The organism is Streptomyces sp. UNOC14_S4 (assembly GCF_020740835.1).
Taxonomy (GTDB): domain Bacteria; phylum Actinomycetota; class Actinomycetes; order Streptomycetales; family Streptomycetaceae; genus Streptomyces.
Genome location: NZ_JAINFC010000148.1, coordinates 1 through 15,699, shown reverse-complemented (window position 1 = coordinate 15,699; position 15,699 = coordinate 1). Strand labels below are relative to the sequence as shown.

Here is a 15,699-nt window from a genome sequence, read left to right as displayed (position 1 = left end):
GGAACGGGCAGGGCGCCGGGCGCGGGCCGCGGACCGTAGCCCTCCGCCTCGAAGCGGAGCCGGCCGCCGGTGCCGGGGTCGCGGGTGAGCAGTCCGGCGTCGGCGGGCAGCGCGGTGCGCGGCCACAGGCGGGGCGGCAGGGGCTGGACGACCGCGAGCGGTGCGGCCAGGGACCAGTGGTGCAGGAGGCTCTGGGCGCGGCCCTCCTGCCAGAGGGGGCCCACGCAGTCGCTGATGACGAGGGTGAGCGAGCGGCCGGTGGGGTCGCGGAACTGGTCGGCGGGGCGCGGGTGGAGGGCACCGGCGTGCCCGCCCCCGGGCTGTACGGCGGTGCCGACGAGAGGGGTGCCGTCCTCGGCCCGGTGCAGATAGCGCACCTGGACGTCGCTGAAGACGCCCAACTGGGCACAGGTCTGCCGCAGTTCCTCCAGCATCCGGTCCCAGACCACCATGGACGGCGAGGCGTCCATGAGCAGCTGCATGGTGGCCGTACGGCGTTCGCCGCGCCGGTAGCGCGGGTCCAGGACGCCGGTGCGGGCGGCCAGGTCGGCGGTGGCGTCCTCGTCGAGCGGGCCGCGCGGGGGCGCGGCGGGCGTGCGGTAGCCACGCAGGGGCCGCAGGGCGCGCTGGAGCCCGAGGAGGCCGGGCAAGGAGGCCGCCATGGGCACCCTTATGGGAAAGGCGCCCGCCTCCGGGAAAGCGCCCGCTCCCCCGGCCCGGCGGGCCGCCGGGCACCCATCGCGCCCGGCGTAGAGCGACACGGGACCGGAGCGCTCCGCGTGCCGCGCGGCCGGGGAGTCCGCGGGGTCCGCGTGCGTGCCGTCGGGGGACGTCCGGGCGTCCCCGGGATCCCGCACCCGGGCGGTGTGCGGGGGCGCGAGGAGCCCCGTGTCAGCGTCCGGCGCGGTCACCCCGGCGCCGGGGCCCGCCGCCGGGGTGACCCACTGGGCGAGCCAGACCGCGTCGGCGATCTCCTCCGGGGTCAGCTCCCAGGACGCCGCCCGCAGGCGGGCGACCAGCTGCCCCAGCCGGTGGTCGGGGGGCGCCGTCATACCGCATCACCTCGGACGGTCCAGTGGTTGCATGAGCATGTCGGCGAGCCGGTCGCGCGTGACCCGTTCGGCGCGCGGGGCGTGCTGGGTGAGGAAGAGGGCGTTGAGGAGCTGGTCCGCGGCGATGATCTCGCCGGGCTCGCGGTCGAGGAAGCGCCGGATGAGATCGGCGCCCGCGCCCACCGCCTCGTCACCGAGGTGGGCTCTGACCATCGCGGTGAGCTGCTCCTCGCCGGGCGGTTCGAGGTCGAGCTGGATGCAGCGGCGCAACAGGGCGGCCGGGAAGTCGCGTTCGCCGTTGGAGGTCAGCACGATCAGCGGGAAGGTGGTGCAGCGCACCCGGCCGCCGGTGATCACGGCCCGGCCGCCGTCGTCCGTGAGCACCTCGACCTCGGGCTCGCGGTCGGCGATGCGCTCCAGCTCGGGAAGGGTGAACTCGCCCTCCTCCAGGGCGTTGAGGAGGTCGTTGGGCAGGTCGAGGTCGCCCTTGTCGAGCTCGTCGACGAGCAGCACGCGGGGCCGGTCCACGGGCAGCAGGGCGGTGCCCAGGGGCCCCAGCCGCAGGTACGAGCCGATGGAGGGGCGCCCGTCGCCGTCCGCTCCCTGGGCACGCTCCAGCTGGACGTCCTGGAGGCGGGCGATGGCGTCGTAGTGGTAGAGCCCGTCGCGCAGGGAGCTGCGGCTGACGATGGGCCAGCGCAGCACCCGGCCGAGCCCGAGCTCGTGGGCGACGGCGTGGGCGAGGGTGGACTTGCCGGTGCCGGGGTTGCCGGTGACGAGGAGGGGGCGGCGGAGGTAGAGCGCGGCGTTGACCGCCTCGACCTCGTCGGGGCGCGGGTGGTGGTTCTCCACCAGCCTGCGCAGCACCCCGAGTCGGCGGGCCGCGCTGGGGTCGGTGGCCGCGCCCGCGTCGGGGCCGGACGCGGCGAAGTCCCGCCAGGGCGGGGGCGGCGGGAGCTGCTCTATCCCGTCGTGCGGCAGGCCCGCTCCGCGGTAGATGCGCCAGTCGTTCACACCGGTCTCCTCACAGCTGGTGTCGTCGCCCCGGAGCCCGCCCAGCCCGTCGTCCCCCGCACGAAGGTACCGGTACACGGCGCTTCGGCCGGTCCGTGGCACGCTCTCCTGTCACGTGCTTGACGCATCGTCATCTCACCGGCCCCGGGCGGGGTCCGGGCGCGCGAAGCGGCTGGTCGGGGCGGGGCGGCCGGTCCGGCGAGTCGTAGAGCAGGGCAATCGACCGCGCCCACAGGACGTCCGGGTCGGGATACTCGGGATCACCGCAGCGGATACGGAGGCTGCGGATGCGCCGCTGCAGCCCCTCCGGGGTCTTGGCATCGCACAGAAGTGCCGTCATCTGCTCGTGGAATTCGGCGCAATCCGTATGCCCGGTGGCGCATCTGCGCCAGACGACGAGCGCGTGCCCGGCGGCCAGCGCGGCCCCCAGCGCGTCGGCTCCCGGCCCTTTCGAGACAGGACCGCAGTAGACCGGAACGGCCGTGTCCTCGACGCTGGACAGCCGGTCGTAGACCGCGTAGCCGCTCTCCCGCCCCGGGCCGTCGTGACCGCGCACCGGCGCCTCGCGGCGCAGCGGCACGGCGCTCAGCGGGCCGCGCGCGGCGGCGTTCCAGCGGCGGTGCCACTCGGGGATGTCCCGGCGGCCGCCGGCGCGCAGCACGACGACGCGGCGCTGCCCGAGCGGCAGGGTGTCGGGGTCGATGCCGTCCTCGGGGGTGCCGGGCGGGGAGAGCCGCCAGGAGTCCAGGGGCTCGTCGAGGAGTTCGCGCGGGACGGCCACCTCGATGGAGGCCAGGTGGTCGCCGACGTCGCTCTGGCGCACGGCCTCGGCGATGGGGTCGCGCAGCGCCTCGTACAACTCCGCCCGGGTGACGCCGCGTTCGTCGCTGCGCAGCGTGACGAGATCGTCCTCGCGGAGCAGTTTGACGCGCCAGGGGTAGGCGTCGCCGTAGAGGCCGCGGTCTATCTCCACCAGCACGTCGGCCCGGGCCCGCACCTCCTCCTCGCCCGGCTCCACCTTGCGGCGCGTGGGCTTGCGCAGCTCGACGCCGGTGCGGGCGGGGAGCTCGTCCGGGTCCTCCGGACCGAGTGCGGCGCCGCCGTGCAGGATCTGGTCGATCTCCTCCCGGATGAAGGAGTCGATCGGCTCCTCGCGCCCGGACAGCCAGTTGTTCAGCTCGTCCACCGGGCCGTCGTCGGCGGGGTTCCCGGCGCGGCTGACGGCGGCGGCGACGCGCGCCGCGTAGAGCAGGACGGCCTCCAGCTCCAGATCGCGCTCCTGGGAGCGCGTCTCGTCGTCACGGAGGTCGTAGAGCAGGCCGACGCCCTCCCGCCAGGTGCGCGGGTCGTGCTCGATGCCCGGCTGGTACGGCCCCTGGATCATCCGCCGTTTGACCTCGTCCACCAGCTTCATCACGTCACCGGGCCTGCCGGGCGGCGTCAGTTCGGCGAGCCGCGCGAAGAGCTGCGTCCGCAGGACCGGGGTGAAGGCACCCGCCGTGGCGGACCGCAGGGTGTACTGGAAGCCGGTCCAGCTGCCGCGCGTGCCGCCCGTGCGGTAGCGCCGCAGGTGGTGCCGGTCGTGGGCGCGGACGAGGGCGTGCAGCCGGTCGCGGCCGGGCCGGGTGTTGGCCAGCGCGCGCAGCGCGGTGACGGGGACGGCGAGCCCGGCGTCGCCCTCGCCGCGCCCCTTGCACACGCCGATGACGGCGCCCCGCTCGGTGTCGACGACGGGGCCGCCGGAGGTGCCCGCGACGGGGATCTCACCGCGCAGCAGCAGCGCGCTGCCGTCGGGCCCGTCGGTGCCGCTGGCCATGCCGTGGCCGGAGCGCAGCGCCAGGTCGCCGACCTCCTTCGACCAGCCGTGCAGGCTGATCCGGGCGGGCACGACGGCCGAACGGTCGCTCAGCCAGAGGCACTCGACGTCCTCGGCGTCCTCGACCTCGACCAGGGCGAGGTCGGGCAGCTTCCACCGGCGGGGCGGGCGCTCGGGGTCGTCGGGGACCGGCAGCACCAGGGCCACGCGGCCCTCGGTGGTACGGCCCCGGTGGTCGGTGATGTCGATCGCGGTCTCCCCGGCCAGCACGCCACCACCCCCGTTCCCCACCACATGGGCACAGGTCAGGACCTGCCCGGGAGCGATGAAGAAGCCGCTGCCCCAGAACCGGTCACCGGTCGGGTCATACCCGCCGCCGGGCGCGGAGATGCGTACGACGGCCCGGCGTACGGTCCCGTCGAGGGCGCTCAAGGAGTGCCGGGGGTAGCGGCCGGTGCCACCGCGGCGGCGGGGCGCGGCTCCCCGCGCCCCGGCCCGCGCTCCGCCCCGCGCTCCGACCAGGTGAGGGTGACGTTGATCGACGCCTTGCCCTCCCCGTCGGCGAGGAGGCTGATGACGTGCCCGGCCTTGGCGGACAGTTCGATGCCGAACTCGACGCTGACCTCGTCCGGCGTGACGGCGGCGAGCGCCGGGCGCAGGGAGCCGACGACTCCCCGTACGACGTCGGAGAGACCGCCCGCGAGCCCGGCGACGCGCCGGGCGGCGCCCACGGCGCTGGAGTCCGCGTACCCCCCGCCGCCGTCGGGCCCCTCGGGCCCCTTGTCCAGCTCGTGCGCCTCACTGATCCGCGCCCAGACGACCGTCCCGTCGTCCAGCCGGACCTGAGCGATCCCGTCTGCCACGCGCCACCCCCCGATCCGCGTTCCGGTGCAGCAGGCTAGCCCTCGTGCGGGACGGGCGCGAGAGGCTGCGGCGAACGGCCCGCCTATCCTGGGCGGGAAACGCAGGTATGCCCCTGGCAGGAGCCGGGCGCCTGGTACCCCGACCGACTTACCGACTTGACGGAGAGCACGTTGTACTTCACCGACCGCGGCATCGAGGAGCTCGAGAACCGGCGTGGCGAAGAGGAGGTCACCCTCGGCTGGGTGGCCGAACAGCTCCGCACGTTCGTCGACCTCAACCCGGACTTCGAGGTCCCGGTCGAGCGCCTCGCGACGTGGCTGGCCCGCCTGGACGACGAGGACGACGACGTTTAAGGGGCCGAAGGCCCCTGCAAGGGGCGCGGGGAACTGCGCGAGCAACCACAGCGGGCCGGCAGCCGCCGCCGCACATGGCGAATCGAGCTCGTAGGCGGAAGGGGCGTAGGGAACTGCGCGACCGGCCCCCACCGGCCCGCAGCCGCGCGCCCAGCGCAAGCCGCACCCCGGTAGGCGCCCCTCGGAAGCGAAACGGCGGGTCAGCCGCGACGCCGACGCCACGCGTCGTACGCCAGCGTCACGGCGCCGTCGGCGAGAAGTACGACACCCGCCGTCCGCCAGCCCCGATGCCGTCCCCAGACAGCAAGCGCCGCGCCAGCCGCCACCTCCGCCAGACCAAGGGCCCGCAACCGCGGCCCACCCCCGTCCAGCCCGATCCGCACCGCCTCGCGCCACCCCGGCCAGTCCAGCGCCTCCGCCCCCGGCACCGCGGCGGAGCGCAGGCGCGCGGCGCCGACGCCGGGCGCCAGGCCCTGCGGCAGGGTCAGGCCCGTACGGGAGAGCACCGCGATCACCCCGAGCACCCGCGCCTCGGCGTCCGCGTCGGCGTCCGGGAGCGTGAGCCCGTCGAGCGCGGCGCCGTCGAGCACCGGGTCGAGCCCGATCCGGGCGCGCAGGGCGGCCATGGCCGCCTCCTCGCCCGCGGGGGTGCCGTCGGCGAGCCAGCTGTAGCCCGCCGTACGGCGGAAGCCCGCCGCCACCACGAAGCCCGCGCCGCTCGCGTCCCACCACAGGCCCACGACGGGCCACGGCTCCGCGACGGCGAGCGCGTGCGCCCAGCCGGCCGCCGCCGTGGCGGGGTCGGTGCCCTCGGTCCGCCAGGAGTCCTCTCCGGGGATCAGCACGCTCCACCCCTCACCTGCCGGGGCGAGGAGCAGCGGTTCGTTCAGGAGCTGTGCGGAGGGACGGACGCGGTCGGGCTCGGCCCGGCAGAGCAGCAGAACCCCGGCCGCGCGGCTGTGATCAGTTGCGGACATGCGACAACGCTATGTCACGACGGAGCCGCTTGACTTCCCGGGACCGCGATATATCGTGTTTGGAGAGACGCGATAGGTTGCGTCCGGCGGCGGCCGCCCCGTGCGCGCCGCCCCTTGTCGCCACGCGCATTCGCCCTGTCCCGCACGTCTTGTCCCACACGTCGAGGAGGCCCGGCATGCCGGTCCAGTCGGAGTGGTCGCTGTCCGCGCCGCAGAACATCACCTTCGAAGAACCCGTCACATCGCTCGTCGTCCAGCTCATCCACGGCACGGTCAACGTCGTGGGAGCCGCCTCGGGGCCCGCGCGGCTGGAACTCTCGGAGCTCACCGGTACGCCTCTGAAGGCGAGCGTCAAGGACGGCACGCTGACCGTCGCCTACGAGGACTTCCGCTGGACGCCCCTGCAGTGGCTCACCCACAAGAGCTGGAACCGCACCGCCGCGGTGACCCTCACCGTGCCGACCGGCACCCGCGTCGAGGTCGGCGTCGCGGACGCCGGCGCCGTCGTCTCCAACATCTCCGGGCATGCCGCGGTCAACAGCGTCTCGGGCACCGTCACGCTCACCCGGGTCGGCGGCACGGTCCGCGCCACCACCGTCTCCGGCGCGCTGGAGGCCCAGGGGATCAGCGGCGACCTGCGCTTCAAGTCGGTCTCCGGCGACCTCACGCTCGTCGAGAGCCCGCTCGACACGGTCCGCGCCGACTCCGTCAGCGGCAGCATGGCCGTCGACCTCACACCCACCGGCCAGGGGCCCGACCTCGTGCTCTCCACCATCTCCGGCGGGATCGCCATCCGGCTCCCGGCCGCCGCCGACACCACGGTCGAAGCCAACACCACCGGCGGACCGCTGTCCTGCGCCTTCGAGGAACTGCACGTCAGCAGCCAGTACGGGGCCAGGAGGATCACCGGCAGCCTCGGCGCGGGCGGCGGCCGCCTCAAGGTCACCAGCGTCTCCGGCGCCGTCGCGCTGCTGCGCCGCCCCGACACGGAACCCGGCACGGAAGCGGACGCGACGCCCGAGCGCCCCACCCAGGGAAAGGTCCTCTGATGCCCCCCGTCTTCGCCCACGGCAGGCTGCGGCTCTACCTGCTCAAGCTCCTCGACGAGTCGCCCCGCCACGGCTACGAGATCATCCGGCTGCTGGAGGAGCGCTTCCAGGGGCTCTACGCGCCCTCCGCCGGCACCGTCTACCCGCGGCTCGCCAAGCTGGAGGCGGAGGGGCTCGTCACCCACTCCACCGAGGGCGGCCGCAAGGTCTACTCCCTCACCCCCGCGGGCCGGGCCGAACTCGCCGACCGCCAGGGCGAGCTGGCCGAGCTCGAACTGGACATCCGCGAGTCCGTCTCCGCCCTCGCCGCCGACATCCGCGAGGACGTCAGCGGCGCGGCGGGCGACCTGCGGCGCGAGATGCGCGAGGCCGCGCGGCGCACCCGCGCGGCCGCCACGGACGGCGCCGACGTGTGGCAGCAGGCCAAGGGGGACTTCCGCCACGCGATGGAGGAATGGAAGGAACAGGCCCGCCGGGCGAAGGAGGAGAGCCGCCGCGCCCGCCAGGACGCCCAGCAGGCCCGCCGCCAGGCCAAGCAGGCGCAGGACCACGTACGCGAGGAGGCCCAGCGGATCGCGGAACGGGTGCAGGAGCGCGTACGCGGCGGCGACTGGCCGACGGGCCTCGTCGACGGCATCACGTCCCTGACCCAGGAACTCGGCAACCTCGCCAATGCCGGCAACGGCGGCAACGGCGGCCGGACGGCCGCCGCTTCCCCTCCCCCGGCACCCGAGTGGGCCGACGCGGCCGACACGCTCTCGAAGGACCCGGCCCGCGACCTGGACCGCCTGCTGGACCGCTTCCGCGACGACATCCGCGACGCGGCACGGGACCACGGGGTGACGCCGCGTCAACTGGCCCAGTCCCGCGAGATCCTGGCGGACGCGGCGAGCCGCGTCACGGCATTGCTCACCCCCCGGGGGTAACGGCCTCCCCGCTACGGCCCGGGCCGCAGAACCTCGGCCCGGGCCCACTCGCATACGGCGGCGGGATCAATCGCCGCCCTCGGCCCGCGGCGGCATGTACACGAGCGTGACGGACGGACCGATCCAGCTCACGCTGTGCCGGAGCCCCGCGTCGCGCAGCTCGGCCTGAGAAGCGAGCCGCAGCGCGTGCGGCTCCGTGCTCCACTCCCGCGTTCCGTCCGGCGACCTGAGCCGAACCCGGCGGGTGCCGTGGCCGACGACCTGTCCCACGCCGCCGAGCCGCTTGTCCAGCACCCATGCGCCTTCGCTGTAAGTCACGAGATTTTCTGACGCGTTCACGCTTACGCCTCCCCATATGCCCTGCCCTGACAGGCCACTTGCCGTGTCGGGACGCCCAGAATGCTCGCGCAGAGCGCTACTTGCAAGCTTTCAGACAGTCCTCTTTCGCCAGGTTGACGTGCTTTGCAGACAGCACCCGATGATGCTTTCATTCGGGGCGCCGATGCATTTCACTTCGAGCTGGGGAGGTGGGGCGTGCCCGCACCCGACGGCCCAACTGGATCGACCGTTCCAAGGCGACAACTCGGCAGAATCCTGGGCGAGCTGCGCGAACGAGCGGGACTCACCGTGAAAGCGGCAGCGAAAGAGCTGGAGCGGTCACCGGTCACCTTGTGGCGGGTGGAGCAGGGGAAAGTCGCCTCGCGCATGGTCGAGGTCAAGGCCATGTGCGAATGCTATGGAGCATCCAAAGACCTCACCAAAGCCCTCGTAGGGCTGGCTCAAGAGACCAAGGCAAAAGGCTGGTGGCACGCATACGGAGACGTCATCCCCGCGGGCTTCGATCTCTACATCGGACTTGAAGAGGCTGCTTCACGCATCGACTGGTACGAACCCGAGCTGGTCCCGGGTCTGCTCCAGACCGAAGACTACGCACGCACCATCATGCGAGAAGGACAGGGCAGCCCGATCGAGACCCCGGAAGAGATCGAGCGGCGTGTTCAAGTCCGCCTCAAACGACGTGCTCTGCTCACCCGGATCACCACGCCTCCCACGCTGAACGTACTGGTCAACGAAGCCGTGGTAAGGCGCCCCATCGGCGGGCATAGCATTATGGCGGGGCAGCTCACGCACTTGGCAGAAGTGAGCCGCATGCCCAACATCACGATCAGAGTGGTGCCATTCAGCTCGGGGCTCCATCAAGGCGTCATGACAGGCCAGTTCCAGATCCTCCGCTTTCCCCTCGCGGGAAACGGCAAAGAGACGGAACCCCCGACCGTCTATTCCGACGGATACACAGGCGACCTGTACTTGGACAGGCCGAGCGAAGTGGATCGCTACGACAAAGCATTCCAGGACATCGCCAGCAAGTCGCTGACTGCCGAAGCGTCACGGCACCTGATTCTCGAGATGGCGGAGCATCATGAACAGACATGACCCGATAGCCCCCACGTGGTGGAAGTCCAGCTACAGCAACGCCCAGTCGAGCTGCGTCGAGGTATCCGACAGCCACCCTGGCGTCGTCCCCGTCCGTGACAGCAAGACCCCGGACACCCCCGGGCCGAACTTCCCCACGTCCACCTGGGAAACCTTCGTGGCCGACGTCAAGCACCGAAGGTGACCCTGCGGCCAGGGCTCCCCCTCACCGGACGAGTCCGATGGCCTCGATCTCGATCATCCACTCGGGATCGGCGAGCGAGGAGACCTCCACGAACGACTCCGCGAGGTGCGGCTTGTCCGGGAAGTGCTCCGCGCGCAGCTTGGCGAAGACGTCCTGCTGCGTGATGTCGGTGACGAAGACGGTCGCCTTGACCACGTCGGCGAGGCTGGAGCCTCCGTTCGTCAGTACCGTCGACAGATTCGCGAGTGCCTGACGGGCCTGCGCCTCGAAGTCCCCGGCACCGACCGTGGCCCCCTGGGAATCGATCGGCGCCTGCCCCGAGGTGAAGAGGAGATTCCCGACCCGGACGCCCAGCGAGATACCGGCCGACTCGTACCAGTCGGGGTTCGCGGAGACACGCACACGACCGGTGGCGGGCTGTACAACTGACATTTGCCGACACTCCCTCAAAACAGCTCGTACAGGGCCGGGTGACTGCGGTCGCCCGGCAGGATCCGACTACGACAGCCACGAGCCGCCAAGATCCATTCCCGAGGACCTCCAGGTTCACTTCCGCGTCAAGCCGGCCGGACGAAAGCCCCCGGCCGGATCACCCGGCACGCACACCACCGTCACCCGTCCCCGCCCGGTCGCCCGTACCCGGATGACGCCAGGGGCACCCGGCGGCACGCCGGACCCGTCGGCACGCGCGGGCCCCGACACCGCGACACGCCAGCCCCGGGGAGCCGCCGGGAGCGAGAGCACCGTCGGACCGGAGCCCCGGGGCGCGTATGTCAGGCGGTACGCCCCACCGTCGTACGAAGACGAGACCGCCCGCCCCGCCACCGCCACCGCGTAAGGCGCGACCGTCCGTTCCCGGTTGGGCCGGAAGCGGCCCGCCGTGTCGACGGCGCAGTAGCCGCCCCCGTAGCACCACACATAGCCCGTCCAGCCCGACGCGTAACGGGCCATCGACGCCAACGCGTCGTCGTAGAAGCGGGCCATGTTCGGGAGCCCGGAGTTCAAGGGGCCCCACTCACCGATCAGCACGGGAACACGCTGCTCGCGCGGATAGCGCGTCACGGCCGCCTCGTACGCCTCGATCCAGTGCGCGGACGGGTCGTAGTCCCCGCCCGCCTCCATCGCGGTGCTGTAGAAGTGCGGGGCGTAGACGACCTTCCCCGCCGGGTCGTGGACGCGGCCGAGGCCGGTCGGGACGGCCTCGCCGACGGCCGGGGTCGGCTCGACGAGGAGCGCGTGCCGCCGGTCGGCGCGGCGCACCGCCGCCGCGAGCCGGTCGTACATCGGGGTGAGCTGGTCCCGTTCGATACGCCGGGCCGCCGACGGCAGGTCCTCGCCCGGACGCAGCCTGCCCATCGGCTCGTTGATCAGGTCGTAGCCGAACACCGCCGGGTGCCGCCCCAGCCGTCCGGCCAGCACCCGCCACATCCGCGCCTGGGCCTCGCGCAGGTCCGCGTCCTCGTAGAGGTGCTCGAACGCGGCCTGTACGGCGGGCTCGTAGTACTCGGTGAACCAGTCGTCCGGGTGCGGGACGTACGGCAGGCCGTCGGTGCGCGTGGCCCACTCGGGGATGCCCCGATGGCCGCCGAACGCGGGGCCGAAGACGTCCTGGTGGGCGTCGACGATCACGCGGACGCGATAGCGGTGCGCCCAGTCGAGGACGCGTTCGATCCGGCGGAGGTAGCCCCCGCTGAACCGCCCGCGCCGCGGCTCCAGGTCGTCCCAGAAGACCAGCAGCCGGGCCAGGCCGAACCCGGCCGCGGCCATGTCCCGGAAGTGCCGCTCGGTGATGCCGGTGAGGGCGTCGGCGCCGCGGTGGGTCTTGTCCTCCACGTTCCAGCCGCGCAGGGTCAGCACCCGCCCGCGCTCGTCCGTCAACCGCGGAACGGGATCGTCCGCATGGGTCCGGGCCATGGCACCGTACGGCGCGAGGAGCGCCGCCACCAGGGCCAGTACGGTCACGATCACCGCTCGCGGACTGCGCACGGCCCTCCCACGGTCAGACGGTCAGGACCACCTTTCCGAACAGATCGCCACCGGCCATCTTCTCGAAGCCCTCCCGCGCCCGGTCAAGGGGCAGGACGGAGTCGATCACCGGCCGGACCCCGCCGGCCGCGCAGAGGCTGAGCAGGCCCGCCAGTTCCTCCTTGGTGCCCATGGTCGAGCCGACGACCTTGAGCTCCAGGAAGAAGATGCGGTTGAGCTCGGCGGACGCGGGGCTCTGGCCACTGGTCGCGCCGGAGATCACCAGGGTGCCGCCGGGCCTGAGGGACTTGACCGAGTGCGACCACGTGGCCGCGCCCACCGTCTCGATGACGGCGTCGACGCGGTGCGGCAGCCGCGCGCCCGGCTCGAAAGCGGCCTCGGCGCCCAGCTCCACCGCGCGCTGCCGCTTCGCCGCGTCACGGCTCGTCGCGAAGACCCGCAGCCCGGCCGCCGCGCCCAGCGCGATCGCGGCCGTCGCGACACCGCCGCCCGCGCCCTGCACGAGAACGCTCTGGCCGGGGCTCACGTTCGCGTTGGTGAAGAGCATCCGGTACGCGGTCAGCCAGGCCGTCGGCAGACAGGCCGCCTCCTCGAAGCTCAGCTCCTTCGGCTTGGGCAGCACGTTCCACGCGGGCACGGCCACGCGCTCGGCGAAGGACCCCTGATAACGCTCGGTCAGGATCGACCGCGGCTCGTTCGGCGCGACACCGTGGCCGGTCTGGCCGATGACGGAGTGGACGACGACCTCGTTGCCGTCCGAGTCGATCCCGGCGGCGTCGCAGCCGAGGATCATCGGCAGCGACTCCTCCGTGATGCCCACGCCGCGCAGGGTCCACAGGTCGTGGTGGTTGAGCGACGCGGCCTTGACGTTGACGACCGTCCATCCGATGGGCACCGACGGTTCCGGGCGCTCGCCCAACTCCAGTCCGGTGAGCGGCTGATCACGGTCGATGCGGGCTGCGTAGGCGGCGTACATGGTCCGAACCTACGCCGGACGCGGCGCGAGCGGAACCACTTCCTTTGTGACACGCGGCGGCTCCGCCGTTCGACCGGGGTTGCGCCCACCGGGGTGCCCCTTGCGCTGCGCGCGCGTCTGCGGGCCCGGTGGGGGCTGGTCGCGCAGTTCCCCGCGCCCCTGAAGGGGCGCGCCTTTACGTCCCACCCCCGGTTGTGGGCAGGCGTTCCGCACGGCGGAACGGGTGGGCACAACCGGACCACCGGCCGCACCCACCACGGGGTCTGGGGGCGGAGCCCCCAGTCGCCCGCCTGGCTACCGCCGCGCCACACCCTCCGCCCGCGCCGCCGCGGCCACGGCGGCCGTGACCGCGGGAGCGACCCGCTCGTCGAACGGCGACGGAATAACGCACTCCGCACTGAGCTCGTCCGCCACCACCGCCGCCAGCGCCTCGGCCGCCGCGAGCTTCATGCCCTCGGTGATGCGGGAGGCCCGCACCTGGAGGGCGCCCGCGAAGATGCCGGGGAAGGCGAGCACGTTGTTGATCTGGTTCGGGTAGTCGCTGCGCCCGGTGGCGACGACGGCCGCGTACTTGCGGGCGACGTCCGGGTGGATCTCCGGCGTCGGGTTGGCCATCGCGAAGATCAGCGCGTCCTGCGCCATGGTCGCGACGGCCGCCTCGGGAACCGTGCCGCCGGAGACGCCGATGAAGACGTCGGCGCCCTTGAGCGCGGTCTCCAGCGGGCCCTCCAGGCCGGCCTTGTTGGTGAAGCCCGCGAGCTCGCGCTTGACCGGGTTGAGATCCGCGCGGCCGAGGGAGACGATGCCCTTGCGGTCGCACACGGCGACATCGCCGATGCCCGCGTTCACCAGGATCTTGGCGATGGCCACCCCGGCGGCGCCCGCGCCGGAGATCACGGCGCGCAGCTCACCGAGCGTGCGCCCGGTCAGCTTGGCCGCGTTGCGCAGGGCGGCGAGGGTGACGACCGCGGTGCCGTGCTGGTCGTCGTGGAAGACCGGGATGTCCACCCGCTCCTGGAGCTTGCGCTCGATCTCGAAGCAGCGCGGCGCCGAGATGTCCTCCAGGTTGACGCCGCCGAAGGACGGGGCGAGGCGCGCCATGGTCTCGACGATCTCGTCGACCTCGCGGCAGTCGAGGGCGATCGGCACCGCGTCCACGCCGCCGAACTGCTTGAAGAGGATCGCCTTGCCCTCCATCACGGGCAGCGACGCCTCCGGACCGATGTCACCGAGTCCGAGCACGGCGCTGCCGTCCGTCACGACCGCGACGACCTGGGACTTCCAGGTGTAGTCGTTGACGAGCTCGGGCTGTTCCGCGATGGCGGTGCACACCTTGGCCACGCCCGGCGTGTAGGCGAGGGACAGGTCGTCCCGGTCGCGCACGGGCACCGTTGCCCGGATCTCCATCTTTCCACCGCGGTGCAGCGCGAATGCCGGGTCGAAGAGACCGTCGCCGGTCTCGCCGGTCCCCTTCTCGTCCGCACCGTCACCGGCACTGTTCGCGCTTCGAGGATTCACAATCTCCGCTGCCACTTACTTGACCCCTTTGTCGAAGAACTGTCGAGGGTAGCCGCCCGAGGTTGCGGACTGCCGGGCGGATCCACCTACGCCCTGGTAACCCCGGATACGGGGGATGTGGCCGCTCTTTCTACCGGAGGACGCCACAAGCACGCCGAAAGCGTGTCGACTGGTGTCGGAAGTCCATGGAGTGAGACAAGAGGTACGTGAGATAGGTCTCGCACCCGCGAGGCACACCGTTGGGTCCGGTAGTACGAACCGACCCGATACCGCACGGGGATCACCCGTTATCCGATTTTGACATGGCAGGCCCCCCGAACGGTGCAGTCCAGATGGCAAGATGCCCAAATCACACGAGGTCGCGACCACCCGATGGTGTGTGCTCACGGCCCCGTACGTCCCCCGTGTTCCCCCGAGTTCCATCGCGTTCCACCCGTATTCACCTCGCACGACCGGTACGGAGCGTGCATCCCCCGCACGCGATCCCCTACGCAGTGTGATTTCCCCGTGTGACCAGTCGGCTATCCCCTCACCCGCAGGAGGAACCAGCAATGACCGCAAGCACCACCTCTCGCCCGGCTGCCGCCAGGAGGCGTTTGGCCGCCGTCGGCGCGATCGCGGTCGTCGGCGCCCTGCTGCTGAGCGGCTGCGGCGACCAGCGGAACAAGAGCGGCCACGAGTCCCAGGCGAGCGAGGGCTCCTCCGCCCCGCTCTTCGCCAAGCTCCCCAAGGCGATCCAGGACTCCAAGGTCATCAAGGTCGGCTCCGACATCGCCTATCCGCCCGTCGAATTCAAGAAGGACGGCAAGACGGTCGGCATCGACCCCGATATCGCCGATGCTCTGGGCAAGGAACTCGGGGTACGCGTCGAGTTCAACAACGGCACCTTCAACGCCCTGCTCACCGGCATGCGCTCTAAGCGCTACGACATCGTGATGTCCGCCATGACCGACTCCAAGGACCGTCAGCAGGGTGTGGACCCGGAGACGCACAAGAAGATCGGCGACGGTGTTGACTTCGTCGACTACTTCACCGCGGGTGTCTCGATCTACACCAAGAAGGGCGACACCAAGGGCATCAAGACCTGGGACGACCTCTGCGGCAAGAAGATCGCTGTGCAGAACGCCACGGTCTCTCACAGCCTGGCCAAGGAAGCGTCCGACAAGTGTGAGAAGGACGGCAAGGGCAAGATCGGCATCGAAGCCTTCGACACCGACGTGGAGGCGCAGACCCGGGTGAAGGCCGGTGGTGTCGATGCAGGCTCCAGCGACTTCCCGGTCGCCGCCTACGCGGTGAAGACCGCGGGCGGGGGCAACGACTTCGAGACCGTCGGCGACCAGGTGCAGGCCGCGCCGTACGGCATCGCCGTGTCCAAGGACCAGACCCAGCTACGGGACGCCCTCCGGGCCGCCCTTGACACGATCATCAAGAACGGTACGTACGAGAAGGTCCTCAAGACCTGGGGTGTCGAGGCCGGCGCGGTCAAGGAAGCCAAGATCAACGGCGGTTCTTGACCCGACCGCCGCCACGGGCCGTCATCTCCGCGCCGC

General features: G+C 72.1%; 16 protein-coding genes. 6 read left to right on the top strand and 10 right to left on the bottom strand.

The annotated features are described in order from the left end of the window. The 4 genes from K6I34_RS15805 to K6I34_RS15790 all read right to left on the bottom strand — a co-directional run. Positions 1-1,052: SAV_2336 N-terminal domain-related protein (locus tag K6I34_RS15805; RefSeq protein WP_275127072.1), on the bottom strand; the 1,052-nt coding region annotated here is incomplete at its 3' end. 6 nt (positions 1,053-1,058) lie between these two features. Continuing rightward, positions 1,059-2,066, bottom strand: a complete 1,008-nt coding sequence (locus K6I34_RS15800; protein ID WP_229326543.1) for a MoxR family ATPase — start codon at positions 2,064-2,066, stop codon at positions 1,059-1,061. 130 nt (positions 2,067-2,196) lie between these two features. After that, positions 2,197-4,314 carry a trypsin-like peptidase domain-containing protein gene (locus tag K6I34_RS15795; RefSeq protein ID WP_229326541.1) on the bottom strand — a complete coding sequence of 706 codons (2,118 nt, stop codon included), beginning with the start codon at positions 4,312-4,314 and terminating at the stop codon, positions 2,197-2,199. Further along, a complete protein-coding gene (locus K6I34_RS15790) occupies positions 4,311-4,745 on the bottom strand; it encodes a CU044_2847 family protein (protein ID WP_229326539.1) in 435 nt (144 codons plus the stop codon). Before K6I34_RS15790 ends, K6I34_RS15795 begins: the two co-directional genes overlap by 4 nt. Positions 4,746-4,916: 171 nt before the next feature. Here K6I34_RS15790 and K6I34_RS15785 point away from each other — a divergent pair, with 171 nt between their 5' ends. Continuing rightward, positions 4,917-5,099, top strand: a complete 183-nt coding sequence (locus K6I34_RS15785; RefSeq protein ID WP_102920663.1) for a DUF6104 family protein — start codon at positions 4,917-4,919, stop codon at positions 5,097-5,099. A 200-nt stretch (positions 5,100-5,299) separates the two neighbouring features. Here the strand turns inward: K6I34_RS15785 and K6I34_RS15780 are convergent, their stop codons facing one another. Then, positions 5,300-6,076: a hypothetical protein gene (locus K6I34_RS15780; RefSeq protein WP_229326538.1), complete on the bottom strand. Its 777-nt coding sequence runs from the start codon at positions 6,074-6,076 to the stop codon at positions 5,300-5,302. A 176-nt stretch (positions 6,077-6,252) separates the two neighbouring features. Between K6I34_RS15780 and K6I34_RS15775 the strand changes: the two genes are divergently transcribed. Next, positions 6,253-7,125 (top strand): DUF4097 family beta strand repeat-containing protein, encoded by an 873-nt coding sequence (locus tag K6I34_RS15775; RefSeq protein WP_229326536.1) that lies wholly within the window; start codon positions 6,253-6,255, stop codon positions 7,123-7,125. Beyond that, positions 7,125-8,051, top strand: a complete 927-nt coding sequence (locus K6I34_RS15770; RefSeq protein ID WP_229326533.1) for a PadR family transcriptional regulator — start codon at positions 7,125-7,127, stop codon at positions 8,049-8,051. Before K6I34_RS15775 ends, K6I34_RS15770 begins: the two co-directional genes overlap by 1 nt. Before the next feature lie 66 nt (positions 8,052-8,117). Here the strand turns inward: K6I34_RS15770 and K6I34_RS15765 are convergent, their stop codons facing one another. Continuing rightward, positions 8,118-8,369 (bottom strand): hypothetical protein, encoded by a 252-nt coding sequence (locus K6I34_RS15765; protein WP_229326531.1) that lies wholly within the window; start codon positions 8,367-8,369, stop codon positions 8,118-8,120. 216 nt (positions 8,370-8,585) lie between these two features. On the opposite strand from K6I34_RS15765, the gene K6I34_RS15760 reads away from it, so the two are divergent. Continuing rightward, positions 8,586-9,485, top strand: a complete 900-nt coding sequence (locus K6I34_RS15760) for a helix-turn-helix transcriptional regulator (RefSeq protein ID WP_229326529.1) — start codon at positions 8,586-8,588, stop codon at positions 9,483-9,485. After that, positions 9,472-9,669 carry a DUF397 domain-containing protein gene (locus K6I34_RS15755; protein ID WP_229326528.1) on the top strand — a complete coding sequence of 66 codons (198 nt, stop codon included), beginning with the start codon at positions 9,472-9,474 and terminating at the stop codon, positions 9,667-9,669. Before K6I34_RS15760 ends, K6I34_RS15755 begins: the two co-directional genes overlap by 14 nt. Positions 9,670-9,690: 21 nt before the next feature. Here K6I34_RS15755 and K6I34_RS15750 read toward each other — a convergent pair whose 3' ends face one another. The 4 genes from K6I34_RS15750 to K6I34_RS15735 all read right to left on the bottom strand — a co-directional run bounded on the left by K6I34_RS15750 (position 9,691) and on the right by K6I34_RS15735 (position 14,164). Beyond that, on the bottom strand, positions 9,691-10,101 hold the full coding sequence (locus tag K6I34_RS15750) for a RidA family protein (protein WP_229326526.1): 411 nt from the start codon (positions 10,099-10,101) through the stop codon (positions 9,691-9,693). A 114-nt stretch (positions 10,102-10,215) separates the two neighbouring features. Then, positions 10,216-11,655, bottom strand: coding sequence for a cellulase family glycosylhydrolase (locus K6I34_RS15745; RefSeq protein WP_229326523.1), 1,440 nt, complete (start codon positions 11,653-11,655; stop codon positions 10,216-10,218). 13 nt (positions 11,656-11,668) lie between these two features. Further along, complete coding sequence (locus K6I34_RS15740; RefSeq protein WP_229326521.1) at positions 11,669-12,631, bottom strand: zinc-binding dehydrogenase; 963 nt, start codon at positions 12,629-12,631, stop codon at positions 11,669-11,671. Between the two features lie 294 nt (positions 12,632-12,925). After that, positions 12,926-14,164 carry an NADP-dependent malic enzyme gene (locus tag K6I34_RS15735; RefSeq protein ID WP_229326520.1) on the bottom strand — a complete coding sequence of 413 codons (1,239 nt, stop codon included), beginning with the start codon at positions 14,162-14,164 and terminating at the stop codon, positions 12,926-12,928. 536 nt (positions 14,165-14,700) lie between these two features. Between K6I34_RS15735 and K6I34_RS15730 the strand changes: the two genes are divergently transcribed. Beyond that, positions 14,701-15,663 carry an ABC transporter substrate-binding protein gene (locus K6I34_RS15730; protein WP_229326518.1) on the top strand — a complete coding sequence of 321 codons (963 nt, stop codon included), beginning with the start codon at positions 14,701-14,703 and terminating at the stop codon, positions 15,661-15,663. Positions 15,664-15,699 lie beyond the last annotated feature (36 nt).

Excerpts from the sequence above, each read along its gene's own strand:
- K6I34_RS15780 (WP_229326538.1), bottom strand. The coding sequence starts at position 6,076 with ATGTCCGCAACTGATCACAGCCGCGCGGCCGGGGTTCTGCTGCTCTGC.
- K6I34_RS15775 (WP_229326536.1), top strand. The coding sequence starts at position 6,253 with ATGCCGGTCCAGTCGGAGTGGTCGCTGTCCGCGCCGCAGAACATCACC.
- K6I34_RS15770 (WP_229326533.1), top strand. The coding sequence starts at position 7,125 with ATGCCCCCCGTCTTCGCCCACGGCAGGCTGCGGCTCTACCTGCTCAAG.
- K6I34_RS15755 (WP_229326528.1), top strand. The coding sequence starts at position 9,472 with ATGAACAGACATGACCCGATAGCCCCCACGTGGTGGAAGTCCAGCTAC.
- K6I34_RS15750 (WP_229326526.1), bottom strand. The coding sequence starts at position 10,101 with ATGTCAGTTGTACAGCCCGCCACCGGTCGTGTGCGTGTCTCCGCGAAC.
- K6I34_RS15740 (WP_229326521.1), bottom strand. The coding sequence starts at position 12,631 with ATGTACGCCGCCTACGCAGCCCGCATCGACCGTGATCAGCCGCTCACC.
- K6I34_RS15730 (WP_229326518.1), top strand. The coding sequence starts at position 14,701 with ATGACCGCAAGCACCACCTCTCGCCCGGCTGCCGCCAGGAGGCGTTTG.